The sequence below is a fragment of the Agrobacterium tumefaciens genome (genome assembly GCA_025560025.1).
In the GTDB taxonomy this organism is placed as follows: Bacteria; Pseudomonadota; Alphaproteobacteria; order Rhizobiales; family Rhizobiaceae; genus Agrobacterium.
On the sequence record CP048485.1, the window covers coordinates 1,773,395 to 1,796,551 of the forward strand.

Annotated in this window: 21 protein-coding genes and 1 other RNA gene; 12 read left to right on the forward strand and 10 right to left on the reverse strand. The window is 59.7% G+C overall.

Annotation, left to right across the window (positions count from 1 at the left end; translation table 11 throughout):
• Positions 1 to 2: 2 nt before the first annotated feature.
• The 6 genes from rnpB to FY152_08790 all read right to left on the reverse strand — a co-directional run bounded on the left by rnpB (position 3) and on the right by FY152_08790 (position 5,314).
• An RNA gene (gene rnpB / locus FY152_08765) (RNase P RNA component class A) lies at positions 3 to 404 on the reverse strand.
• A 56-nt stretch (positions 405 to 460) separates the two neighbouring features.
• Positions 461 to 1,651 carry an FAD-binding oxidoreductase gene (locus tag FY152_08770; GenBank protein UXS32177.1) on the reverse strand — a complete coding sequence of 397 codons (1,191 nt, stop codon included), beginning with the start codon at positions 1,649 to 1,651 and terminating at the stop codon, positions 461 to 463.
• 59 nt (positions 1,652 to 1,710) lie between these two features.
• Positions 1,711 to 2,898 carry an FAD-dependent oxidoreductase gene (locus FY152_08775; GenBank protein UXS32178.1) on the reverse strand — a complete coding sequence of 396 codons (1,188 nt, stop codon included), beginning with the start codon at positions 2,896 to 2,898 and terminating at the stop codon, positions 1,711 to 1,713.
• A gap of 124 nt (positions 2,899 to 3,022) precedes the next feature.
• Positions 3,023 to 3,562, reverse strand: a complete 540-nt coding sequence (locus tag FY152_08780) for a lytic transglycosylase domain-containing protein (GenBank protein UXS32179.1) — start codon at positions 3,560 to 3,562, stop codon at positions 3,023 to 3,025.
• Positions 3,563 to 3,809: 247 nt separating this feature from the next.
• The gene (locus FY152_08785) at positions 3,810 to 4,577 is read right to left on the reverse strand and encodes an N-acetylmuramoyl-L-alanine amidase (protein ID UXS32180.1); all 768 of its coding nucleotides are present in this window, start codon (positions 4,575 to 4,577) and stop codon (positions 3,810 to 3,812) included.
• Positions 4,574 to 5,314, reverse strand: a complete 741-nt coding sequence (locus tag FY152_08790; GenBank protein UXS33246.1) for a DnaJ family molecular chaperone — start codon at positions 5,312 to 5,314, stop codon at positions 4,574 to 4,576. Before FY152_08790 ends, FY152_08785 begins: the two co-directional genes overlap by 4 nt.
• 10 nt (positions 5,315 to 5,324) lie before the next feature.
• On the opposite strand from FY152_08790, the gene FY152_08795 reads away from it, so the two are divergent.
• From FY152_08795 to FY152_08830, 8 genes are all read left to right on the forward strand, one after another.
• Positions 5,325 to 5,633 carry a hypothetical protein gene (locus FY152_08795; protein UXS32181.1) on the forward strand — a complete coding sequence of 103 codons (309 nt, stop codon included), beginning with the start codon at positions 5,325 to 5,327 and terminating at the stop codon, positions 5,631 to 5,633.
• A complete protein-coding gene (locus tag FY152_08800) occupies positions 5,633 to 6,844 on the forward strand; it encodes a pyrophosphate--fructose-6-phosphate 1-phosphotransferase (GenBank protein UXS32182.1) in 1,212 nt (403 codons plus the stop codon). Before FY152_08795 ends, FY152_08800 begins: the two co-directional genes overlap by 1 nt.
• Positions 6,845 to 6,895: 51 nt before the next feature.
• Positions 6,896 to 7,531, forward strand: coding sequence for a LysE family translocator (locus FY152_08805; protein ID UXS32183.1), 636 nt, complete (start codon positions 6,896 to 6,898; stop codon positions 7,529 to 7,531).
• A 136-nt stretch (positions 7,532 to 7,667) separates the two neighbouring features.
• Positions 7,668 to 8,756, forward strand: coding sequence for a lytic transglycosylase domain-containing protein (locus FY152_08810; protein UXS32184.1), 1,089 nt, complete (start codon positions 7,668 to 7,670; stop codon positions 8,754 to 8,756).
• 281 nt (positions 8,757 to 9,037) lie between these two features.
• Positions 9,038 to 10,288, forward strand: a complete 1,251-nt coding sequence (locus tag FY152_08815; GenBank protein UXS32185.1) for a DUF3419 family protein — start codon at positions 9,038 to 9,040, stop codon at positions 10,286 to 10,288.
• Positions 10,285 to 11,001 carry a class I SAM-dependent methyltransferase gene (locus tag FY152_08820; GenBank protein UXS32186.1) on the forward strand — a complete coding sequence of 239 codons (717 nt, stop codon included), beginning with the start codon at positions 10,285 to 10,287 and terminating at the stop codon, positions 10,999 to 11,001. Before FY152_08815 ends, FY152_08820 begins: the two co-directional genes overlap by 4 nt.
• Before the next feature lie 253 nt (positions 11,002 to 11,254).
• Entirely contained in the window at positions 11,255 to 12,034 is a 780-nt protein-coding gene (locus FY152_08825; GenBank protein ID UXS33247.1) for a glycoside hydrolase family 25 protein, read from the forward strand.
• Between the two features lie 123 nt (positions 12,035 to 12,157).
• Positions 12,158 to 13,384, forward strand: a complete 1,227-nt coding sequence (locus FY152_08830) for a lytic murein transglycosylase (GenBank protein ID UXS32187.1) — start codon at positions 12,158 to 12,160, stop codon at positions 13,382 to 13,384.
• A 464-nt stretch (positions 13,385 to 13,848) separates the two neighbouring features.
• Here the strand turns inward: FY152_08830 and metF are convergent, their stop codons facing one another.
• The 3 genes from metF to ettA form a co-directional block, all read right to left on the reverse strand.
• On the reverse strand, positions 13,849 to 14,742 hold the full coding sequence (gene metF, locus FY152_08835; protein UXS32188.1) for a methylenetetrahydrofolate reductase [NAD(P)H]: 894 nt from the start codon (positions 14,740 to 14,742) through the stop codon (positions 13,849 to 13,851).
• Between the two features lies 1 nt (position 14,743).
• Positions 14,744 to 15,757 carry a metalloregulator ArsR/SmtB family transcription factor gene (locus FY152_08840; GenBank protein UXS32189.1) on the reverse strand — a complete coding sequence of 338 codons (1,014 nt, stop codon included), beginning with the start codon at positions 15,755 to 15,757 and terminating at the stop codon, positions 14,744 to 14,746.
• Positions 15,758 to 15,916: 159 nt separating this feature from the next.
• Entirely contained in the window at positions 15,917 to 17,566 is a 1,650-nt protein-coding gene (gene ettA / locus FY152_08845) for an energy-dependent translational throttle protein EttA (protein ID UXS32190.1), read from the reverse strand.
• A 127-nt stretch (positions 17,567 to 17,693) separates the two neighbouring features.
• Between ettA and FY152_08850 the strand changes: the two genes are divergently transcribed.
• From FY152_08850 to FY152_08865, 4 genes are all read left to right on the forward strand, one after another.
• The gene (locus tag FY152_08850) at positions 17,694 to 18,659 is read left to right on the forward strand and encodes an alpha/beta hydrolase (GenBank protein UXS32191.1); all 966 of its coding nucleotides are present in this window, start codon (positions 17,694 to 17,696) and stop codon (positions 18,657 to 18,659) included.
• Positions 18,660 to 18,759: 100 nt separating this feature from the next.
• Positions 18,760 to 19,962 carry a CoA transferase gene (locus FY152_08855; protein ID UXS32192.1) on the forward strand — a complete coding sequence of 401 codons (1,203 nt, stop codon included), beginning with the start codon at positions 18,760 to 18,762 and terminating at the stop codon, positions 19,960 to 19,962.
• On the forward strand, positions 19,959 to 21,608 hold the full coding sequence (locus FY152_08860; GenBank protein ID UXS32193.1) for a thiamine pyrophosphate-binding protein: 1,650 nt from the start codon (positions 19,959 to 19,961) through the stop codon (positions 21,606 to 21,608). The genes FY152_08855 and FY152_08860 overlap by 4 nt, the downstream gene beginning before the upstream one ends.
• 189 nt (positions 21,609 to 21,797) lie before the next feature.
• Positions 21,798 to 22,550 (forward strand): HugZ family protein, encoded by a 753-nt coding sequence (locus FY152_08865; protein ID UXS32194.1) that lies wholly within the window; start codon positions 21,798 to 21,800, stop codon positions 22,548 to 22,550.
• Between the two features lie 225 nt (positions 22,551 to 22,775).
• Here the strand turns inward: FY152_08865 and FY152_08870 are convergent, their stop codons facing one another.
• Positions 22,776 to 23,117: a RidA family protein gene (locus FY152_08870; protein UXS32195.1), complete on the reverse strand. Its 342-nt coding sequence runs from the start codon at positions 23,115 to 23,117 to the stop codon at positions 22,776 to 22,778.
• Positions 23,118 to 23,157 lie beyond the last annotated feature (40 nt).

A 23,157-nucleotide genomic window follows, 5' to 3' on the forward strand; every position in this document is an offset into this window, starting at 1 on the left:
AATTCGCCAGTTGGCCTGTAAGCCGGGTTCTGTATGGCCCCGGTTTGACCCGGAACGTGGCAGCCATTCATCTGGGACGGCATTTGCATGCCGCCTCGCGCAACCCACCCGGATGACGGGCCCGGAAACCGGCTGTAAACAGGCTTTCGCCCGTCCCATGTCATCCCTATTCGGTCTTGCTCCCGGTGGGGTTTACCTTGCCACCACTGTCACCAGCGGCGCGGTGGGCTCTTACCCCACCCTTTCACCCTTACCATGCAAAGCATGGCGGTTTGCTCTCTGTGGCACTTTCCCTAGGGTCGCCCCCGCCGGACGTTATCCGGCACCGTATTTCCGTGGAGCCCGGACTTTCCTCACCTTACCGTCTTTCGACATTGGTAAAGCGCGGCTGCCCGGCCAACTGGCATGGGCTGCATAACCATGTTCCGAGGTGAAAGCCACCGAAAAGCGAAGACAAAGATCAAAGAAATGCCGGTTTGAAATCCGTGGCATAGGCTTCGTCGCCAATTTCTCCATCAAGCAGCAGCGCGGCACCCAGACGCCCGATCTCGTCGGAGCTCTTGGCCGCCGTGCCATTGCCACCGGTCAGAACCGCAATGCGTGGTGATGAAGTGAAGCCGATGGCGGGGTAACCGCCCGGCGTTTTGGACACAACGCAGGCAGCCATTGAAATACGCGCGCGGTCGATGGACGGTAGCAATGTCCCGATGATATCGGAGAGATGGTCGCGCACGCTTTCGCGTCCACCGGAACGGAACCAGGCGCGAATTTCCGGGTCGCTGCCGACAGGTTTGTCGTCGGGATCGCCGCCGATTTTCAGGTAGAACCTGCCATCGGGATAGCGCACGGGCGGAAGCAGATAGATATGTTTCGTCGTGTCGCTCGGCTCATAGATCAGCGAAGGCATACCCGCATATTGTCCCAGATCCGCTTCATCGACCTCAAAAAAGGCGACCGTGCGTGCATAGACATTGAGAGCAACCGGCTGCGACAGCAGATCCTTCGTAATCGAAAAACCGCCCGCCGCCACCAGCACGCGATCTGCGGTGTAAACCGCACCCGAGGCCGTCTCTACCCGAGCACAACCATCCTCTTCCCGGGTCGAAACAACGATATCGTCGATAAGCGTCACACCGGCCTTGTCCGCCAGAACGCTCTGCGCCTTCACCAGGGCGCGCGGATTGACGTAACCCGCATTGTCTCTTTCGAACACGCCCTCACAGCCCGGCTCGAAGGAAAAATAGGGAAAGTCACTTTTCAGGCTCTCATTATCCATCAGTGCCGTGGAGACGCCAAGCCGTTCCGCCGCCTTGAGGACATTGTCGATAAAGGGATTGTCGCCTCCCCGTTCCGGCCCGACGATCAGGCAGCCGACAGGCGCGTAAAACCCCACCCCGCTCCTTGCCGTTATATCGGCGTAACGCGCAATCGAGCGATTGGCGAGCAAAGCCCAGTCCGCATCGCCATCAATGGTGCGGGTAATACGCGCTTCATCGTAATGGCTGGCAAAAACGCCCTGATGCGACGTGATATCGGCAGGCTCGCCGGGGCCGATCAGCGCGACGCCATCCACCTTTTCCGCCAGATGGCGGGCGGCGGCGGCACCCATCATGCCGCGACCGACGACGATATATTTGAAATGCCCCGACATGCCGCCCTCTTCATCCGCTCTGTTCAGTCGCAACCTTGTAGCCGCTCCACAGAAGGATGTCAGATAAAAACCGGCGACATTTCGGCGGCAAAATCATTCTCGGTCAGCTGGCCGTCCAGAAGCAGCACCGCACCCAGCCGACCGATCTCGTCCGACGACTTGGCGGAAACGAAATTGCCGCCGGTCAGCACCGCAATATTGGAGGATTGTGTATAGCCGATATAGGGATAACCGCTGCGGGTTATGGAGGCGACACAGGAACCGGATGTCACCGGGCAACCTGCAAGTTCCGGCATCAACGACAGCGCCCGTTTTTTCAGAAACTCGACCTCGTCTGGCGTGCCATCCGAATGGAACCAGTCGACCGCCTCGGCCAGCGTTTCGAGCCTGCCCTTTTCGCTTTCACCGCCGATCTTCAGATAGACCTTGCCGTCGGGGTAGCGCACGGGCGGAAGAATATAGACGATATCGTCCTCAGTCTCAGTCAGCACGATGGTCGAAGGCATGGCGCCGAAAAGGGCCTGCCTTGCATCATCAAGCTCGAAAAAGGCAATGGTGCGGCCCGTCGCCGCCATATCGACCGGCGATGGCAGAAGATCGGCCATGTTGGTGAAACCGCCGGCTGCGACGATGACCTTTTCAGCTGTGTGCACGGCCCCTTCCCGGGTCGAAACCTCCACACCCTTGGACGTATCGCGAATATGCGCCGCCGTCTCGCGCACCAGCCGCGCGCCCTGTGCCCCGGCAATGGCGCATTGGGCCTTCACCAGGGCGCGTGGATTGACGTGACCGGCATTGCGCGCCTCGAAATAGCCGTTGTGATCGGCAGGCAGGGAAAACATCGGGAAGCGACCGGCAAGCCCACCGCTACCTATCGTTTCCACACCGAGATCGAGACGGCCCGCTGAGGAAAGCGCGCGCGACACATAGTCTCCGGCAAGCCCCTTGCCGTTTCCGGTAAACAGACAGCCCGCTTCGGTGAAGAAACGGATGCCGCTTTTTGCCTCGATCTCCGCATAGCGCCGGATGGAGCGCTGCGCGAGTGCCGCCCAGACCGGATCGCCATCGAAGCCACGCGTAATCCGCGCTTCATCGTAGTGGCTTGAAAATACACCGGTATGGGTCCTGCGATTGGCGGGCTCGGCGGGTCCGATCAGCGCCACGCCATCCGTTTGCGCCGAAAGGTGCCGCGCCGCCGCCGCACCCATCATTCCAGCCCCGACCACGATATATTTGAAATCCGGCATGCCATGCTCCGTATCAGAATTATTCCTGACTACAGCATGCGGGCATGAACCGGAATCGATTTCCGCAGGTACGAACCATGTGGCGCGCGAATCTGAAAGATTGCGGCGGGCTTTGGCAAAGACCTCAGCTGGCCAGAAGCGCCTGCACCTTGCCGCAATAACGCTTGGACACCGGGTTCATGCGGGTGGCGCCATGGCCGGCATTGTAACGCAGGATCGTGCTGCAAACCTCGCCGCCGCCAAGCTGATGGGCGGTCGCCAGATATTGCATGCCCCAGCGAATATTGGTCTCGGGATCATAAAGAGCCTTGGTCGTGCCGCGAAAGCCCATCATGCGCGCCGTTGCCGGCTTGATCTGCATCAGCCCGACCTCGCCTGCGCTGCCGCGGGCCTTGGGATTGAACTTGCTTTCCACAGAAACGACCGCATGCGCCAGATTGGTGGGAACGCCGTAACGCTTGGCATATTTGACGATCAGATCGGAATAATCATTCTTGAGCGACGAAGGCAGACTCTTTTCCGGAATGGGATAACCGGGTTTGCGGAAGAAGGTCTCCAGCGTCACGGTCTTGGTCTTGACGTCCTCGTCTTTGGCAAAAGCAATCCCCGCCTGCGAAACGAGCATAGCAACGCCCGCTGCGACAGCAACAAAAACTCTGTTCATATGCTGAAAAAGTCTCCAGATCGGATAACCGGAACAATGAAACGATACAAATGTCCAGCGTGCGGAAAGTCGATCACGACCTTCCGAAGTCCAGTCTCCTTGATTGATATTGACGGTAAGTTCTCCTGAAGAACAGCACCGCGTCCAGTGCTGCTCTTAGACTTCCTCAATGCGGATTAACTGTGGCACGACAAAAAAAGCGACTTGAAGGCCCCGAAAGCAGGGAACTATTTTCCAGAATTCGCGTTTAAGCGGCCGAAAATTTCGGCAGGCTGGCAATCAACCGGTGAAGCGTGTCGATAGTGGAAAAATCCGCTATGCCATCCACCAGCGCCGGGCGGAAATGCCGCTGGAAGGCGGCAACCGCACCCTCCGTCTTCTCGCAATAAGCGCCTGTTATTTCAACGCCGTATCCGTATATGGACAGCATCGATTGCAACGCTTCCACCGGCTGGCCATGATCGCCGCGCTGGAAAAAGCGTCCGCCGCGGATCGGCGCGGGTTCAACCCAATGACCGACACCGTGCTGCGACAGGATGTCCCACGGGAACTTTTCACCCGGATCAACCTTGCGGATCGGCGCTACATCCGAATGCGCAAGCACCCTTTCAGGGGCGATATTCCAGCGCTGGCCGCAATCGCGACACAATTCGATGACGGCGGCCACCTGTTTTTCCGGAAATTCAGGCAGTCCGCCGGGATGGCCCTGATTGGCGATTTCGATGCCGATGGAGCGGGAATTGATGTCTTCATCGCCCGCCCAGGTGCTTTTGCCCGCATGCCAGGCGCGGCGGGTTTCAGGAACCATCTGAATGACGCGCCCGTCCTCGAAGACGAAATAATGGCTGGAGACCTGGCTTTCGGGATTGCAGAGCCACGAAAGAGCGCCATCGGCGGTCGTCATGCCGGTATAATGCAGGAGAATGATATCCGGGCCTGCCACGCCCTGTCTTTCGCCATGGTTGGGCGAAGGCGCAACGGCTGCACCCTTGAAGTCCGGCAGAAATTCACTCATGCGACGCGGCGTTCTTTCTCGATGGCCGCATAGGCGGCATTGAGAGCCGCCATACGCTCATTCGCGGCAGCATGCAATTCCATCGGCACGCCGCGTGCGATGAGCTTGTCCGGATGGTGCTCGGCGACCAGCGAACGGTAACGCTTGCGAATATCCAGAAAGTCGTCCGAGGGCGAAACGCCGAGCACGCGGTAGGGATCGCGCCCATCCATGTGAACGTGCCGCGCCATGATCGTTTCGAAGTGATCTTCGGTAATATGGAAGATTTCCGCGATACGGCCGAGGAAAGCCAGTTCCCGCTCGTGGATCAGCCCGTCAGCCTTGGCGATGTGGAACAGACCATCGATGACGCTTTCCAGCATCTCGCAATTGTCATGGCCGGAACCGCACAGACCGGCAAGACGCTCGGCATAGGCCTCATAACCGGCAACGTCCTGTCGCGCGAGATTATAAAGACGCGCGACGTTTCTCGCTTCTTCTTCGGGAAAGTCGAAAATCTGCCGGAAAGCGCGCACCTCGGCATCGTTGACGACACCATCGGCCTTCGCCATCTTTGCGGAGAGTGCGATGATTGCAACCGAGAATGAAACCTTGCGGCGGGTTTCCGGATCTCCCTCGAAGAGGGTGCGGATGGCTTCCACCACGCGTCCGAGCGCGCCACCTGCCGCGTCGCCGATTGCGCCGAGCAGTCGCTCCCACAGGGATGAAATTTGCAGACAGGCGAAATCGAACATCATGACGCCAAGCATGACGGCATATCGCCGTGAATGCAATATGTCCGGCAACGCCGCGGCATTAACTTTTATTCATCTTTGCGACAGTTCTGCTTCAGGAACAAGAGCGCGGCAAACGACGCGGCCTCGGTTTTCCACAGGCTGCCAGGACACGGCGCCTGCGATGCGGATTGAAACGATTATATTCGGCCTCTTTCCTCAAGCCGCTGAAAAACCGCGAGAAATCGGCGTTTTTCTTGATAAATTCACTTTACACCTACACGCTGCTGTCGCATCCATTTGCCAGACATGTCTTTGGATTTATGCAAAAGGAGAGCCATGATGGCCAAACAGAAAGTCGCAATGCTGACCGCGGGTGGCCTTGCTCCCTGTCTCTCTTCCGCCGTCGGCGGCCTGATCGAGCGCTACAGCGACATTGCGCCTGAGATCGACATCGTGGCCTATCGCTCCGGTTATCAGGGCGTGCTTCTGGGCGATCGCATCGAGATCACCAGAGACATGCGCGAAAAGGCGCATCTGCTGCACCGTTATGGCGGTTCGCCGATCGGCAACAGCCGTGTCAAGCTGACCAATGCCGCCGATTGCGCCAAGCGCGGTTTGGTCAAGGAAGGCGAAAATCCACTGCGCGTGGCCGCTGAACGGCTGGCCGCTGACGGCATCACCATTCTTCACACCATCGGCGGCGACGACACCAATACGACGGCCGCTGACCTTGCCGCCTACCTCGGCGCGAATGGTTACAACCTCACCGTCGTCGGCCTGCCAAAGACGGTGGACAATGATGTCGTGCCGATCAGGCAGTCCCTCGGCGCCTGGACTGCTGCGGAAGTCGGCGCTTCGTTCTTTGACAATGTCAGCAACGAACAGAGCGCTGCCCCGAAAACCTTTGTCATCCACGAAGTCATGGGCCGCCATTGCGGCTGGCTGACGGCTGCGACCGCGCGCGCCTATATCCAGAAGACCAGCGGCAATGACTATGTCGAAGGCCTGATGATGAATACGCAGATGAAGAACATCGACGGCATCTATCTGCCGGAAATGGCCTTCGATATCGAGGCGGAGGCCGAGCGCCTCAAGGAGATCATGGACAGGCACGGCTATGTCACGCTGTTCGTTTCCGAAGGTGCGGGCCTTGATTCGATTGTTGCCGAGCGCGAAGCTTCCGGCGAAGCGGTCAAGCGCGATGCCTTCGGCCACGTGAAGATCGACACCATCAATGTCGGCGGCTGGTTCCAGAAGCAATTCGCCAGCCTTATCGGCGCGGAACGCTCCATGGTGCAGAAGTCAGGCTATTTCGCCCGCTCCGCCCCCGCCAATGGCGATGATCTGCGCCTCATCCAGGGCATGGTCGATCTCGCCGTCGAAAGCGCGCTCAACAAGGTCTCGGGCGTCACCGGTCATGACGAAGATCAGAACGGCAAATTGCGGACCATCGAGTTTCCGCGTATCAAGGGCGGAAAGCATTTCGACCTTTCTGCAAAATGGTTTACCGAAGTGATGGAACACGTCGGTCAACCGTTCACAGCGGCCTAATTTTACGATAGGCTAATTAATGCGGTGACAGGGAGGGCAAGGAGGAAGAGAATGTCTGGACAGGCCTGGCTGATTTTTTGTGCAGCATGTGCCGTTGTGTTCGCACTTCCCTCTCCCCTTGTATTCTCTGTCGCTTCCTATGCCTGCGTCCGCGGCAGGAAAACGATCCTCGCCTCCGTCAGCGGCGGAGCGCTCGGCATCGTCACGGCCATGACGATTTCGGCCATTCCCGTGGCCGGGCTGGCTTATTTACCGCAATCCTTTCTCGACATCGTTCAATGGGCCGGCATCGGCTGGCTGATGCTGTTCCTGTTATGGACCTTTGCCACGCCGGCCGCACAGGCCGCCAATGCTGATAACGACAACCTGCCGGGCAAATCATGGAGCGGTATTTTCCGTGACTGTTACGCCATTGCCGCGTTGCGCCCGCGCTATTTCGCCCTGTTTCTGGCGCTCTTGCCCCAGTTTGTTTCGACGTCCGGCAATGCCATCGAAACATTCGCCACCGCGCAGGCCGTGATCCTGGTGATGGCCATTGTCGTTCTGGCGGTGCAGGCGCTGTTTTTCGGCTCCACGCTGGCACTGGTGCGCCGCATGTCCGGCAATAAAAAAATCCGGCCGAAATACCGCACCCATTTCATTTCCGGCCGCGCCGTCAGCGCTGGATACAGGCGAATCGCGGCCTGAAAAACCGCCTGAAAACCGGGGTGCCACGTCCCGGCTTGCCGCTATCCTTACAATAGGTTAATGAAGGCTCGACGGGACACTGCCTGCTTCGCTTGACGCGGGGGTATCGAGAGACAGGCATAACGAAGGCGGCAACATGCGAAATTCGGGCAAATTCCGCGGAAGAAGTGCAGTTCTTCTGTCTTCCACCGTGGGCCTCGCACTGGCATTGGCTGGATGCACAAGTGTCGAATACACCGCCAAGGAAGGGCCGGATGGCCCAAAAATCGCGGCAGTAAACCCCACTGCCACTCCTGCACAGGCATCGACTCAGCCGGTAACGGCCGACGCGGCAGCAGGCGTGACGCCCGCCGTACCGACAACACAGACGGCAGACGCCGCAGCCGCTCCACAAGCTGCAACGCTTCCCACCGCCGTCGCCGTCAAGGGCGGCCGCGTGGCCCTGCCGCCGGCTTCTGAAATCGCCGCAGCGGCGGCCATCGCCGCCCAGATGCAGCCGCAACAGCAACCGGCAGAGATGGCGCAGGCGACGGTGACGACATCCGCGCCGACCACGGCTGCAGCTCTCGCACCGCATGCCACGACACCGGCAGCCGCCGCCATCGAGACAGCCGGAGCCGCAGCGCAAACGCCGGCCCATAACGCCGCCGCCGATCTGCCGCAGGTCGTCGCCGTCAAGGGCAGCTTCCCACCCGCGCCGCCACCACCCGGTACACCGTCGATCGGCACCGAGCTGACGGCCGAACGCAAGGTCATTCCGCTGCCGAAACCTGACAGCACGGTTCTCGCTTATGCCGCCGGCCCGACCAACGCCGCCCTTGCCGCCATCCGGCAGAATGAAACGGTGACGGCGCCTCTCAAGTCGGCACCGGCCGGACGCGAAAAGCTGAGCGGGCTGATTTCGAAATATGCGGTGATGTATAATGTGCCGGAAGATCTGGTGCACCGCGTGGTCCAGCGTGAAAGCATGTACAATCCCGGCGCCTATAATGGCGGCCACTTCGGCCTGATGCAGATCAAGCACGCCACAGCCCGCTCCATGGGTTTTGATGGCCCCGCTTCCGGCCTGTTCGATGCCGAAACGAACCTCAAATATGCCGTCAAATATCTGCGCGGCGCATGGCTGGTGGCCGACAGCAACCGCGACAATGCGGTTCGGCTTTATGCACGCGGTTATTATTACGACGCCAAGCGCAAGGGCATGCTGCACGTTCTGCGCAAGTGATTGCCTGAGAACCCCGCTGGTTCAGAAAACATCTGAACTTTCGATGCAGGTGCAAAGCTCTCCACCGTCATGCCGGACTTGATCCGGCATCCAGCCACGGCGCGTCTGCACCGTGAAAAGATTGTCCTGTGATCAAGGACTTGATCCCGCTGGACCCCGAGTCTAGCCCGGCGTGACGGAATGGGGTGCCTTCACCAAATAGATCGGCACCCACAGCCCCTGTCATCAAACTGTAGCGTCGCGGCTGTAGACGCCTCTCAATCGACTGAGAGGTGGAACATATGACGAGTGCGGCACCCAAGACCGGCTTCAGCAAAAACACAAAACTGAAGTCCGCACTGCTCCAGCACAAGGCACTCTCGAAAAGCGGTCTCTCCGAACGGTTCTTCGGCGTTCTCTTTTCTGGCCTCGTTTATCCGCAGATCTGGGAAGACCCGGAAATCGACATGGAAGCGATGGAGCTTGGCGAAGGCCACCGCATCGTCACCATCGGTTCGGGTGGCTGCAACATGCTGGCCTATCTCTCCCGCAACCCGGCAAGCATCGATGTGGTGGATCTGAACCCGCATCACATCGCTCTCAACAAGCTGAAGCTGGCCGCCTTCCGCCACCTGCCCGCGCATCAGGACGTCGTGCGCCAGTTCGGACGCGCCAATACGCGCAGCAACAGCCGTGGTTATGACCGCTTCATCGCCGAGCATCTCGACGATACCACCAAAGCCTACTGGTCGAAGCGCACACTGTCCGGCCGTCGCCGCATCGCGGTCTTCGACAGGAATATCTACCGTACCGGCCTGCTTGGCCGTTTCATCGGCGCCGGCCACCTGATGGCGCGTCTGCACGGCGTCAAACTCACGGAAATGGCCCAGAGCCGCTCGATTGCCGAACAGCGCCAGTTTTTCGACAGCAAGGTTGCGCCCCTGTTCGACAAGCCGGTGGTACGCTGGCTGACGAAGCGTAAAAGCTCGCTTTTCGGTCTCGGCATTCCGCCCCGGCAATATGACGAACTGGCAAGCCTTTCGAACGATGGCACGGTTGCCTCCGTGCTCAAGGAGCGGCTGGAAAAGCTCGCCTGCAACTTCCCGCTCAGCGACAATTATTTCGCCTGGCAGGCCTTCGCCCGCCGTTATCCGGAGCCGCATGAAGGCGCCCTGCCCGCTTATCTCAAGCCGGAATATTACGAGACGATCCGCAACAACACCGCCCGCGTCGCTGTCCATCACGCCACCTATACCGAGCTTCTTTCCAAGAAGCCGGCAAGCGCCGTCGATCGCTATATCCTCCTCGACGCGCAGGACTGGATGACGGATGTGCAGCTTAACGAATTGTGGTCGCAGATCAGCCGCACCGCCGCTCCCGGTGCGCGGGTCATCTTCCGCACAGCCGCCGAAAAGAGTGTCATCGAAGGCCGGCTTTCTGCCGATATCCGCAACCAGTGGGTCTATCTCGAAGAGCGCTCCCAGGAGCTGAACGTCATGGACCGTTCGGCCATCTATGGCGGTTTCCATATCTATCAGAGGGCCATGGCATGAAAACCGTCGGCGAGAATGTGAGCCTTGCAGATGAAGCCCATGCGGGCCTGATGGACCGCATGTACCGCCACCAGCGGCATATCTACGACATTACCCGCAAATATTATCTTCTGGGCCGTGACCGAACCATTTCGAGCCTGGACGTACCGAAAGGCGGCACATTGCTCGAAGTCGGCTGCGGTACCGGCCGTAACCTGCTTCTGGCCAGCCGGAAGTTTCCGCAGGCGAGACTGTTCGGCCTCGATATTTCCTCGGAAATGCTGCTGACCGCATCCGAGAATTTTGCCGGCAAGGCGGAACGCCCCATTCTGCGCGTGGCCGACGCCACCGCCTTCCGCGCCGCCGAATTCGGCGAGCCCGATGGTTTCGACCGCGTCATGATCCCCTATGCGCTGTCGATGATACCGGATTGGGAAAAGGCGATCGAACAGGCGCTTACTGCGCTCAGACCTGGCGGTTCCCTGCACATTGTCGATTTCGGCCAGCAGGAACAATTGCCGAAGTGGTTCCGCTCGCTGTTGCAGGCATGGCTTACCCGTTTTCACGTCACGCCCCGCGCCAATCTTCGCTACGTCCTCGCCAATATGGCCGGCCGCTTTGATGGCGATCTCGAATTCGAAGAGATCGCCCGGGGTTATGCCTGGCGGGCCGTCATCACGCTCCCCGTCGCAGAAACACAGCCGAAAATCAGCCGCATCCTCGCCGACGCCTGATTCTCCTCAGAAATTTTCGCGCCTCCGTTAGAGCAGGCGTGGTGCTGTCAAGGCGGATTCACATGTCGAGCGCCTTGCTGTCTTTTACAGCCCGAGAAGCCCAAATCGCTTCAAAACCAGCAGCTTGCAGAGCCGAAAAGGGTCATTGCCCCTTGCCATATCAGTTTGTTTACCATGTTATGGGTAAATCGGGAGATGCACCGCGCCATTTTGCGGTTGCGGGATGGGCAACAACACTTTCATCAGGGTTCCAATGCGGCTGCGTTTATCGGCACTACTGTCGGCTTTGCTGTTGATCGGCGGCTGCACGTCCACGAGCTACGACCTGCTTGAAACCGCGTCCGTTTCCAAGCCGAAATTTGCCGATACCGACCCGCAGGATTTCGGCATGAACAACCCGCACCGCCATGAGGTGCACGGCATCGACGTCTCCAAATGGAATGGCGATGTCGATTGGCGCACCGTGCGCAAATCCGGTGTCTCCTTCGTCTTCATCAAGGCGACGGAAGGGTCCGATCGCATCGATCCCAAATTCGGTGACCACTGGCGCAGTGCCGCAGCGGCGGACATCCTGCATGCGCCCTACCATTTCTATTATTTCTGCTCGACGGCGGACGCGCAAGCCGACTGGTTCATCAGCAACGTGCCGAAGGAAGCCGTCACCCTGCCTCCGGTTCTCGACGTGGAGTGGAACCCCTCCTCTCCGACCTGCAAGACGCGCCCGGCACCTGGTATCGTTCGCGCCGAGATGCAGCGTTTCCTCGACCGCCTTGAGGCCCATTACGGCAAGCGCCCGATCATCTATACCTCGGTTGACTTCCACCGCGACAATCTCGTCGGCCAGTTCAAAAATTACCATTTCTGGGTGCGCTCCGTCGCGGCCCATCCGGCAAAAATCTACGAAGACCGGCAATGGGCCTTCTGGCAATATACGGCCACCGGTGTCGTGCCGGGCGTCAACGGCCCCACAGACATCAATGTTTTTGCCGGCACGGAGAAAAATTGGCGCAAATGGATCGCTTCCGCTAAATAAACACGGCCAAGAAGCAACACATTCGAAAAATCGGCGTTGTTCTGCAACGTCAGATCGCTCGGTCCGTTTTTTTGTCGCAAACATATGGGTAAAGCGGGCCAACAACCTATTGAGGAAATTCCCATGCCCACGTTCCGGTCGCGCAGCATCCTTTTTGCCGCCGCTCTCTCCCTTCTGTCTTCCAGCTCGGCTTTCGCCACGCCACCCGTTGCCTCACCTGAGGATCCCAAGCAGGTGGCTTGCGGCGGTGATATCGGCGCATTTCTTGAGGGCGTGAAAGCCGATGCCGCGGCCAAGGGCATTCCAGCCGACGCCATCCAGAAGGCGCTTGCCGGCGCGCAGATCGACCCGAAAGTGCTTTCGCGTGACCGCGCCCAGGGCGTCTTCCGCCAGACCTTCCTGGAATTCTCCCAGCGCACCGTCAGCCAGGCCCGTCTCGATATCGGCCGCAAGAAGCTTCAGGAGCTGTCATCGACCTTTGCCCGTGCCGAAAACGAATTCGGCGTACCGGCCGGCGTCATCGCCGCCTTCTGGGCCATGGAAACCGATTTCGGCGCCGTTCAGGGTGATTTCAACACCCGCAACGCGCTGGTGACCCTGTCGCATGATTGCCGCCGCCCGGAACTCTTCCGCCCGCAGCTGCTGGCGCTCATCGAAATGGTCCAGCACGGCGATCTCGATCCCGCCGCCAATACCGGCGCATGGGCCGGTGAAATCGGTCAGGTGCAGATGCTGCCCAAGGACATCATCGCCTTCGGCGTCGACGGCGATGGCGACGGCCACATCAACGTCAAGAGCAGCGGACCGGATGCGATCCTGACCGCCGCAAAGTTCATCCAGCATCTCGGCTTCAAGAAGGGTGAGCCCTGGATCCAGGAAGTCTCCATACCGGAAAACCTGCCCTGGGAAAAATCCGGCCTCGGCGGTCCGCTGACAGCCGGTGATTGGTTCGCGCTGGGCGTCACCCCGCGCGACGGCAACAGGAATTTTGCCGCCCTGCCCGCAGCCCTCATCATGCCGCAGGGACGCAAGGGACCGACCTTCATCACTTATCCGAATTTCAACATCTATCTGGAATGGAACCAGTCGTTCATCTACACGACCTCCGCCGCCTATTTCGCCACCCGCCTGATGGGCTCCCCCGTCTACAACAAGGGTAATCCAGAGCCCGGCTTCGATGACGCGACGATGAAGGAGCTTCAGACCAAGCTCGAAGCGCGCGGCCACAATGTCGGCAAGGTGGATGGCATCCTCGGCTCCGGCACCCGTGTCGCCATCCAGAAGGAACAGCAGCGCCTCGGCATCCCCGCGGATGGCTGGCCGTCGACTGCCCTTCTGCAGGCGCTTTAACCTGTCTTAACGTCGCATACCGGCCCTTAATCTATCGGCCGGAATCAGGGCGAAATCGTTAATCTCGACCGGATGACTGGGGATAACACCCCGGTCATTTACTTTTTTTAAAGATATGAAGCACTGCGTGATGGGAAAATAAATATTTATTTTCAATAGCTTGCAGAAATTACTTTTTCACTCCGCCGCAAACCGTGCTGCACCGCATCACAGAAACCGCTTTTCAACTGCCACAAAACGGTCATATTATCGAACCTGTCAACAACAGGAGGCACCCATGGGACTTACAAAATCTCTCAATGCCTTGGCAGTCGGTTTGGCGTTTTTGTTCGTAGCGATGATGCTTTTCATCTGACGAGACGTGAAGACCAAACGCAATTAAGAACCGTAGATGACACGAATTTAAAAAGCGCAGGCCCCACGGGACCTGCGCTTTTTTCATGTCTGTAATCTGCTGGGTGAAATCAGGCTGCGCTGCGGCGCAGACGCTCCAGACCGAGATTTTCAAGCACCGCATCGACCAACGGCGCGCGGTTCATGGTGTAGAGATGGAATTCGTTGACACCGCGCCGCTGCAGATCGGCGATCTGCTCGGCAGCGACCTCAGCGGCCACACGGGCGCGCCCTTCAATGTCATCGTCATAGCCTTCGAAACGCTCATCCAGGAAGCCGGGAACACTCGTACCGCAGCGGCCGGCGAAACGCTTGAGCTGGGTGAGGTTCTGGATCGGCATGATGCCCGGAACCACCGGAATGGTAATGCCCGCAGCCGTCACCCGCTCCATATAGCGTTCGAACACGTCATTATCGAAGAAGAACTGTGTCAGCGCCCGGGTCGCGCCATTGTCCGCCTTGCGCTTCAGCATGTCGATATCAACAGCTTCGCTTGCACTTTCCGGATGCTTCTCCGGATAGGCCGATACGGAAATCTCGAAATCGCCGATCTCGCGCAGGCCCTTCACCAGAGCCGCAGCGTTCTCGTAACCTTCCGGATGCGGCTTGTAGGCCGTGCCGATGCCGGTGGAGGGGTCGCCACGCAGCGCCACGAAATGGCGAACGCCGGCATTGCGAAACTCTTCAATGACCTGATGCACGTCGTCACGGCTGGCATCCACGCAGGTCAGATGCGCAGCGGTCGACAGATGGCTGTCACCGATCATCCGCCGCACCGCATCCAGCGTCGGCGCCTTGGTGGAACCACCGGCACCATAGGTGACGGACACGAAATCCGGATTCCATTTTTTAAGCTCTGCGACCGTTTCCCAGAGGTGGGTTTCCATCTCGGGATTCTTGGGCGGAAAAAATTCGAAAGATAACCGGATATCGCCATTTTGGCGCGCGGTTTCCGACCTCAACATATCATGCCCTCCCGGCAGCAAGTAAAACGGCCTCTTGCACCACATCGTCTGCCATCAGCAGCCGCTGGTCACGGGCAACCCAAATCGTAACATCCAGTGCTTCGTCGGACGCTTTTTCAGAATGAAGATCGACAGCGCGCTCCAGAGAAAGCCCCGCCTTCTTCAGCCACTCTTCCATCAGTGGATGCGAAAAGCCCAGCCGCACATGCGCATGCTCGTCGCGCAGATATTCAAAGGAATGCGGCGCCAGATCGATAACGATCAGCCGCCCGCCGGGACGCAGCATGCGCGCGGCTTCGGACAGCGCGATTTCCGGCTGGTCGAGGAAATGCAGAACCTGATGGATGACGATCAGATCGAAATCCTGACCTTCCAACGGCAGATTGAGAATATCGCCATGGCGCACGGATGCATTGACCACGCCCGCCTTGTCGAGATTGGCGCGCGCCACCGAGAGCATGTCGCGGCTGGCATCAACGCCGATCGCCCGGCGATAGATGCCGCTCAGAAGCTGCAGAATGCGCCCGGTGCCGGTGCCGAGATCGAGAAGCGAATCGATGGGCGTCGTGCCAACCAGCTTCAGGAGCGCACCTTCCACGGCCTCGTCGCTGACATGCAGGCGGCGCAGCTCGTCCCAGGCGGAGGCGTTGCGGCTGAAATAATCCTGCGCCCGCTCCGCCCGAACCCGTTTGACGGTGGCAAGCCGCTCGCTGTCGCGCTGGAGAACGGCATCGGAGGGCGATGCGGCGCCAAGCAGCTGCCGGACAACAATGGCGGGCTCACCATCCTGCCGCAAACGGAAATAGGCCCAAGCGCCTTCCTGATAACGTTCGATCAGCCCCTCTTCCGTCAAAAGCTTGAGATGACGGGAAATGCGCGGCTGCGACTGGCCGAGAATTTCGGTAAGATCGGTGACAGTCAGATCGCCGGCCGCCAAAAGCGCCAGCAAGCGAAAGCGCGTGGGCTCACCCGCCGCCTTCAGAAGATCCACCAATTTGTCCAGACCGAACGCCACTCTGCCGCGCCTCGCAAGCTAATCAAGATATAAAGATATCTTTATGTCGATGTGGCGTTCGATGCAAGCGTAAAGTGTCGTGAGACACGATCATGTCCACTTATTAGACGGAAAAAGGCCCGCTTTGCGGCGGGCCTTTCTGAGAGATCTGGAAAGGGATCAGCGCGTCAGGCGCTTGTAGCTCACCCGGCCGGGCTTGATGCTTTCCGGGCCCAGGCGGCGAACCTTGTCCTTTTCGTAGTCTTCGAAGTTGCCTTCGAACCATTCCACATGGCTGTCACCCTCGAAAGCGAGGATGTGGGTGGCCAGGCGGTCGAGGAACATGCGGTCGTGGCTGATGATAACGGCGCAACCGGCGAAGGCTTCCAGCGCTTCTTCGAGCGCTGCCAGCGTTTCCGTATCAAGGTCGTTGGTCGGTTCGTCGAGCAGCAGAACGTTGCCGCCGGCCTTCAGCATCTTGGCGAGGTGTACGCGGTTACGCTGACCACCCGAGAGATTGCCGACCTTCTGCTGCTGATCGCCGCCCTTGAAGTTGAAGGCGCCGCAATAAGCACGCGAGTTCACTTCGAACTTGCCGAGCTTGATGATGTCGTTACCACCGGAGATTTCCTCCCAGACGGTCTTGTCACCCGCCAGCGTATCGCGGCTCTGGTCGACATAACCGAGCTGAACCGTCTCACCAACCGTGACCGAACCGCTATCCGGCTTTTCCTGACCGGTGATCATCTTGAACAGCGTGGACTTACCAGCACCGTTTGGACCGATGACGCCGACAATGCCGCCGGGCGGCAGCTTGAAGGATAGGTTCTCGATCAGTACGCGATCGCCATAGGACTTGGTGAGGTTTTCGGCCTCGATGACCACGCGGCCAAGACGCTCGGCGACCGGAATGACGATCTGCGCATCGCCGGGACGGCGGTTTTCCGCTGCTTCCACGAGCTCGTCATAGGCCTTGATACGCGCCTTGGATTTCGTCTGGCGTGCCTTCGGACTGGAGGCGATCCACTCGCTTTCGCGGCTGATGGCCTTCTGGCGCGATGCGTCTTCACGGGCTTCCTGCTGCATGCGCTTGGCTTTCGCCTGCAGGTAAGCGGAGTAATTGCCTTCGTAAGGAATGCCGCGGCCACGGTCGAGCTCGAGAATCCAGCCCGTGACGTTGTCGAGGAAGTAGCGGTCGTGGGTGATCATCATCACGGCGCCGGGGTAATCACGCAGGTGCTTTTCAAGCCAGGCGATGGTTTCCGCGTCAAGGTGGTTGGTCGGTTCGTCGAGCAGCAGCAGGTCCGGCTGCGACAGCAGCAGACGGCAGAGCGCCACACGACGGCGTTCACCGCCCGAAAGACCGGTTACGGCCGAGTCGCCGGGCGGGCAACGCAGCGCGTCCATGGCCATCTCGACCTGGTTTTCCAGATCCCAGAGATTCTGGCTGTCGATGATGTCCTGAAGCTTCGCGCCCTCATCCGCCGTTTCGTCGGAATAGTTCATCATCAATTCGTTGTAGCGGTCGACGATGGCCGTCTTGCTCGCCACGCCTTCCATGACGTTTTCCATCACGGTCTTGTTTTCGTCGAGCTTCGGCTCCTGCTCGAGATAACCGAGCGTCGCGCCTTCGGCCAGCCAGGCCTCACCGGTATATTCCTTGTCGAGACCGGCCATGATTTTCAGAACAGTCGACTTACCGGCACCGTTCGGGCCGAGGATACCGATCTTGGCGTCGGGGTAGAAGGAGAGATGAACGTTCTCCAGAACCTTCTTCGCGCCATAGGCCTTGTTCAGCCCGGCCATGTGATAGATGAATTGACGTGCCATTGTAGCGAATGCTCCACATCGGATTTTTAAGAGTACGTATCGGGAAATTTGCCGCTATGTAGGGTAAATAGGACCTTGGGGCAACCTCTGGCACGATTATGACCCCATGATTATGACAAGGGACATTATGGCAGGCGCGATAACGAACGACACGACGGACGACTTCGCCTTCGGCCGGATTGAAAGGCTGGAGGCCCCCTCCGGCGCTTCCATCGCCTTTCGCCACCAGCCCTCCGCTCTTACCCGGGCGCGCGGCGTGCTGATGATCTGCCATGGGCTTGTGGACCATGCCGGGCGTTATCGCCGTCTTGCCGACGTCATGTCGAAGCAGGGCTTTGAAGTCTATGCCCACGATCACCGTGGCCATGGCCGCACGAAGGCTGCCGACGCGCCTCTCGGTCGTTTCGCCTGGAAAGACGGAGCAGGCAAGGTCGTCGCCGATGTCATGGCGATGCGGCGGATGGTCGGCGAAAGACATCCCGGCCTGCCGGTAATCCTGTTCGGCCATTCCATGGGCGGCCTCGTGGCGCTTAACACCGCCGTCAGTCACCCGGATGCCTTCGATGGCCTCTCCATTTGGAACTCCAATCTCAATCCCGGCTTCATGGGCCGTGTCGCGCAGGTTCTGCTGCGTCTCGAAAAGATGCTGAAAGGCTCGGATGTGCCGAGCGCCATTCTGCCGAAGGCAACCTTCCGCGTATGGAATGCGAAAATGCCGGAAAAACGCACCCATGCGGACTGGCTAAGCCACGACAGGGCGGCGGTGGACGCCTATGTGGAAGACCCGCTCTGCCAGTTCGAGGCGAGCGTTTCCCTGTGGCAGGATGTCTTCGAACTCTCCTATCGCGCACCGAAACTCATCGAGCGGCTGCCAAAAAACCTGCCGCTTCTGCTCGTCAGCGGCGACCAGGACGCGGCGACCAATGACGGCAAAGAGATCGTCTGGCTGGCGGAGCGTTTCCGCGAGGCGGGTTTCAGCCATGTCGAGCACACGATCTACAAGGGCATGCGGCACGAGACGCTCAACGAAATCGGCTGGCAACCCGTCGCGGCGGATTTTGCCGCCTGGTGCGGCCGCATCATCGGCGATTGAGGGGCCTTTGCCGAAACGGAATAAGTCCATGAGATAAAATCACATGCGGCGGGGCAAGCAGCGGTCTATAAACCGGCAGACACAAAATACCGGGGGACCGATGACCGACATGCCGAACAGGAAACCGCCGCTATCAGGCATTCGCGTCATCGAGCTGGCGCGTGTTCTGGCCGGTCCCTGGGCTGGGCAGATGCTGGCCGATATGGGTGCTGACGTTATCAAGGTCGAAAACCCCGAGGGCGGCGACGATACCCGCGCATGGGGACCGCCCTTCGTCGAAAGCGATGATGGAGAAAACCTCTCCGCCGCCTATTACCACGCCACCAATCGCGGCAAACGCTCCATCGTCGCCGATCTGAAAACGCCCGAGGGCTGCGAGCTGGTGCGCCGGCTGGTGCGCACCGCCGATGTCGTCATCGAGAACTTCAAGCACGGCGGGCTTGCCAAATATGGCCTCGACTACGAGAGCCTGAGAGTGCTCAATCCGAAACTGATCTATTGCTCCATCACCGGCTTCGGCCAGACCGGGCCTTATGCCGATCTCGCCGGATATGATTATATCGTGCAGGGCATGTCTGGCTTCATGTCTATCACGGGCGAAGCGGATGGCCAGCCGATGAAGGCGGGCGTGGCGGTTGCCGATATTTTCACCGGCATCTATTCCGTGTCAGCCATTCAGGCGGCGCTGATCCACGCCATCCGCACCGGCGAAGGCCAGCATATCGACATGGCGCTTCTCGATGTGCAATCGGCCGTGCTCGCCAACCAGAACATGAATTACCTGATTTCCGGCAAGCCGCCCGTTCGGCTCGGCAACGCCCACCCGAATATTTCCCCCTATGAGGTGGTGCCGACGGCCGATGGTTTCCTGATCCTTGCGGTCGGCAATGACGGCCAGTTCCGCCGCCTCTGCACCATTCTCGGCATCGGCGCGATTGCCGATGACGAACGTTACGCGACGAACAAGGCTCGCGTGGCCCACAAAACGGAAGTCCGGCAGATCGTTTCCACCGAAACGCTGAAATGGCAGAAGCGCGATCTTCTGACCGCCTGCGAAAAGAACGCCGTCCCCGCCGGGCCGATCAATTCCATCGAGGAAATGTTCGCCGACCCGCAGGTGAAAGCCCGTGGTCTTCGCGTCGATCTGGAAGCGGAAGACGGCACCGTCATCCCCGGTGTCCGCACACCCATTATCATGTCGCAAACGCCGCTGCGTTATGAACGCCCGAGCCCCAAGCTCGGCGAACATCAGGCGCAGGTGCTGGCCGAACTGGAAAACATCGAAAGGACCACGACGCCATGAAGAGAACAGGCGGACAGTTGATCGTCGAAGCGCTGAAGGCCAATGGCGTCTCCCGCGTTTCCTGCGTTCCGGGCGAAAGCTATCTCGCCGTGCTGGATGCGCTTTATGAAAGCGGCATCGAAACCGTGGTCTGCCGCCAGGAAGGCGGCGCCGCCATGATGGCCGACACCTGGGGCCGGCTGACCGGCGAACCCGGCATCTGCATGGTGACCCGCGGACCGGGCGCCACCAATGCCTCGGCGGGCCTGCACATTGCGCGGCAGGATTCCATTCCGATGATCCTCTTCATCGGCCAGGTGCAGCGCGAAGCGCGTGAGCGCGAGGCGTTTCAGGAAGTGGAATATCGCCGCGCCTTCACCGAATTCGCCAAATGGGTGGGTGAGATCGACGATGCCCGCCGCATTCCCGAATTCGTCACCCGCGCCTTTGCCGTCGCCACCTCCGGCCGCCCCGGCCCGGTGGTTCTGACGCTGCCCGAAGACATGCTGGTGGAAGAGGTCGAAGCGCCCAAGGCAAAGCCCTATACCCCTGTCGAGGCGCATCCCGGTCCGTCACAGATCGCCGCCTTCGCAAAAATGCTTGGCGAGGCGAAGCGCCCGGTCTTCATCATCGGCGGCACCCGCTGGTCCGAGGAAAGCGTCGCGGGCTTCAGGGCATTTGCGGAAAACAACAAGCTGCCTGTCGGCTGTTCCTTCCGCCGCCAGATGCTGTTCGATCACCTCAGCCCCTCCTATGCGGGCGATGTCGGCATCGGCATCAATCCGGCACTGGCCAAGGAGATCAAGGAGGCCGATCTCGTGGTGCTTCTCGGCGGCCGCCTCTCCGAAATGCCGTCTTCCGGCTATACGCTGCTCGACATCCCCTACCCGTCGCAGAAACTCGTCCATATCTATCCGGAAGCCGAAGAGCTTGGCCGCGTTTACCGCCCCGATCTCGCGATCTGCGCTGCACCGGATGACTTCGTTGCCGCCCTCTCTTCGCTTACGCTTTCCGCAAATGTATGGACGGATCGCACCGCCGCCATGCATGCGGCCTATCTCACCTGGTCCACCCCGCCGAAGACCGGCCCCGGCGCTGTGCAGATGGGTCCGATCATGGACTGGATCGACGCCAATGTGCCCGAGGATGCGATCTTCACCAATGGCGCGGGCAACTATGCCACCTGGGTCCATCGTTTCCACCGTTTCCGTCGCTACAATACGCAATCGGCCCCGACATCAGGCTCGATGGGTTACGGCCTGCCGGCGGCAGTCGCCGCCAAGCATCTGTTCCCGGAACGCGAGGTGATCTGCTTTGCCGGCGACGGCTGTTTCATGATGCATGGGCAGGAATTCATCACCGCCGTGCGTTACGGTCTGCCGATCATCACCGTGCTGGTCAATAACGGCACCTACGGCACGATCCGCATGCATCAGGAGCGGGAATATCCCGGCCGTGTCAGCGGCACCGATCTCGTCAATCCGGATTTCAACGCCTTTGCCAAAGCCTATGGCGGCCACGGCGAAACGGTGGAAAAGACCGAAGACTTCGCCGTCGCCTTCGAACGGGCACGGGCCAGCGGCAAGCCGGCCATCATCGAGGTGAAGCTGGATGCCGAAGCCATCACGCCGACACGTACCCTGACGCAGATCAGGACCGGAAGCTGATATTACGCATGGACACGGCTCCGGCATGGTGTAAATCCTGACGCTCGCACGACGTCATCCTCGGGCCTGTCCCGAGGATCCAATCACGTATCGTAAAGTTCATCGGTTGCAGATGCTCGGGACAGGCCCGAGCATGACGAAGGATGGGTCTCACACTTCTTTCAGCAGCCCTTTGGATCAGGAAACGACATGCCGGATGCAGCCTCTCCCGTCATCACCCCGCGCGGCGCAAAGATCGAGCCCTCGGCCGGCGCGCCTTTCGAGGCCGTGCGCGTGGCCCGCGATGTGCTGCACACTTCCCGCACGGCAGCGCTTGCGACGCTCGATCCCGTCAGCGGCTACCCCTATACGACCGCCACCAATATCGGCATCGAACCGGATGGCACGCCTTTCTTCTTCGCGGCGGGGCTGACGCTGCATGCCCGCAACATGGAGGAAGACGCGCGCATCTCGCTGACGCTCGCCCCCTTCGGCAAGGGTGACGCGCTGACGCTGCCGCGCCTGACACTGGTGGGCAAGGCAGAACAAATCGGCCCGGATGAAGTGCCGCTCGCCATCGCGCGCTACATTGCCCGCTACCCCAAAGCGAAGCTTTATCTCTCCCTTCCCGACACGCGGCTTTACCGGCTGCGGACGGAAGGCGTGCAGATCAATGGCGGCCCGGCCCGCAATGCCAGCAACATCACCCCGGCCGATCTGCGTAGCGATCTGTCAGGCGCAGACGAACTGATGGCAGCGGCGGAAAGCGAAGCCATCCGCCTCAACGCCATCAAGGGCGAACCGGCCCGGCTTGCTGTTCTCGCCGGCGCAAAGACTGGCCGCTGGGCAATCACCTCCATCGACCCTGAGGGCATCGATCTCGCCTCGGCGAGCGATCTGGCCAGGCTATGGTTTGCGGAGCGGGTGACGACGTTGAAGCAGTTTGAGAAGGCGCTTGCTTAGCTTTTGAAGTGAAGTTTCCAAGCGATTCACAAACCTGGGACAATCCCTTCTCCTCCGTCATGCTCGGGCCTGTCCCGAGCATCTGCTGGCTATCAATTTGCGATAGGTGATTGGATCCTCGGGACAAGCCCGAGGATGACGAAACGAACGTTTCGAATTTTCTCATCAAAAAAGGCCGGGCCGCTTTCCGCGACCCGGCCCTTTCTTAAAAACTCAGACGGATGCTCAGAGAGCAGCGGTCACGATGAACTCGACCTTGTAATCCGGCGTTGCCAATGGTGCACCGCTGGTGGCGCGGGCCGGCGGGTTTGCCAGGTCGATCCAGCCTTCCCAGACGGCGTTCATTTCGCCGAAGGTGGACATGTCGGAGAGATAGATGATCGTCTGCAGGATCTTCGACTTGTCCGAACCGGCAGCGGCCAGCAGGCGGTCGACTTCAGCGAGAGCAGACTTGCTCTGTTCCGTAACGCTCGTGCCTTCGCCAACCTGGCCGGCCAGATAAACGGTGTTGCCGTGAACGACGGCGCCGCTCATGCGCTTGCCCGGCTCGATACGCTTGATGGTCATGGAAAACTCCTGTTGATTGGCATTTAAAATAGAATGATGC

Bases quoted from the DNA above. Each gene is read 5' to 3' on its own strand.
- FY152_08870 (UXS32195.1), bottom strand. From the start codon at position 23,117: ATGACCATCAAGCGTATCGAGCCGGGCAAGCGCATGAGCGGCGCCGTC.
- metF (UXS32188.1), bottom strand. From the start codon at position 14,742: ATGTTGAGGTCGGAAACCGCGCGCCAAAATGGCGATATCCGGTTATCT.
- FY152_08825 (UXS33247.1), top strand. From the start codon at position 11,255: ATGCGGCTGCGTTTATCGGCACTACTGTCGGCTTTGCTGTTGATCGGC.
- FY152_08815 (UXS32185.1), top strand. From the start codon at position 9,038: ATGACGAGTGCGGCACCCAAGACCGGCTTCAGCAAAAACACAAAACTG.
- FY152_08805 (UXS32183.1), top strand. From the start codon at position 6,896: ATGTCTGGACAGGCCTGGCTGATTTTTTGTGCAGCATGTGCCGTTGTG.
- FY152_08865 (UXS32194.1), top strand. From the start codon at position 21,798: ATGCCGGATGCAGCCTCTCCCGTCATCACCCCGCGCGGCGCAAAGATC.
- FY152_08790 (UXS33246.1), bottom strand. From the start codon at position 5,314: ATGATGTTCGATTTCGCCTGTCTGCAAATTTCATCCCTGTGGGAGCGA.
- ettA (UXS32190.1), bottom strand. From the start codon at position 17,566: ATGGCACGTCAATTCATCTATCACATGGCCGGGCTGAACAAGGCCTAT.
- FY152_08860 (UXS32193.1), top strand. From the start codon at position 19,959: ATGAAGAGAACAGGCGGACAGTTGATCGTCGAAGCGCTGAAGGCCAAT.
- FY152_08820 (UXS32186.1), top strand. From the start codon at position 10,285: ATGAAAACCGTCGGCGAGAATGTGAGCCTTGCAGATGAAGCCCATGCG.
- FY152_08850 (UXS32191.1), top strand. From the start codon at position 17,694: ATGGCAGGCGCGATAACGAACGACACGACGGACGACTTCGCCTTCGGC.
- FY152_08795 (UXS32181.1), top strand. From the start codon at position 5,325: ATGACGGCATATCGCCGTGAATGCAATATGTCCGGCAACGCCGCGGCA.
- FY152_08800 (UXS32182.1), top strand. From the start codon at position 5,633: ATGGCCAAACAGAAAGTCGCAATGCTGACCGCGGGTGGCCTTGCTCCC.
- FY152_08775 (UXS32178.1), bottom strand. From the start codon at position 2,898: ATGCCGGATTTCAAATATATCGTGGTCGGGGCTGGAATGATGGGTGCG.
- FY152_08810 (UXS32184.1), top strand. From the start codon at position 7,668: ATGCGAAATTCGGGCAAATTCCGCGGAAGAAGTGCAGTTCTTCTGTCT.
- FY152_08770 (UXS32177.1), bottom strand. From the start codon at position 1,651: ATGTCGGGGCATTTCAAATATATCGTCGTCGGTCGCGGCATGATGGGT.
- FY152_08855 (UXS32192.1), top strand. From the start codon at position 18,760: ATGACCGACATGCCGAACAGGAAACCGCCGCTATCAGGCATTCGCGTC.
- FY152_08780 (UXS32179.1), bottom strand. From the start codon at position 3,562: ATGAACAGAGTTTTTGTTGCTGTCGCAGCGGGCGTTGCTATGCTCGTT.
- FY152_08830 (UXS32187.1), top strand. From the start codon at position 12,158: ATGCCCACGTTCCGGTCGCGCAGCATCCTTTTTGCCGCCGCTCTCTCC.
- FY152_08785 (UXS32180.1), bottom strand. From the start codon at position 4,577: ATGAGTGAATTTCTGCCGGACTTCAAGGGTGCAGCCGTTGCGCCTTCG.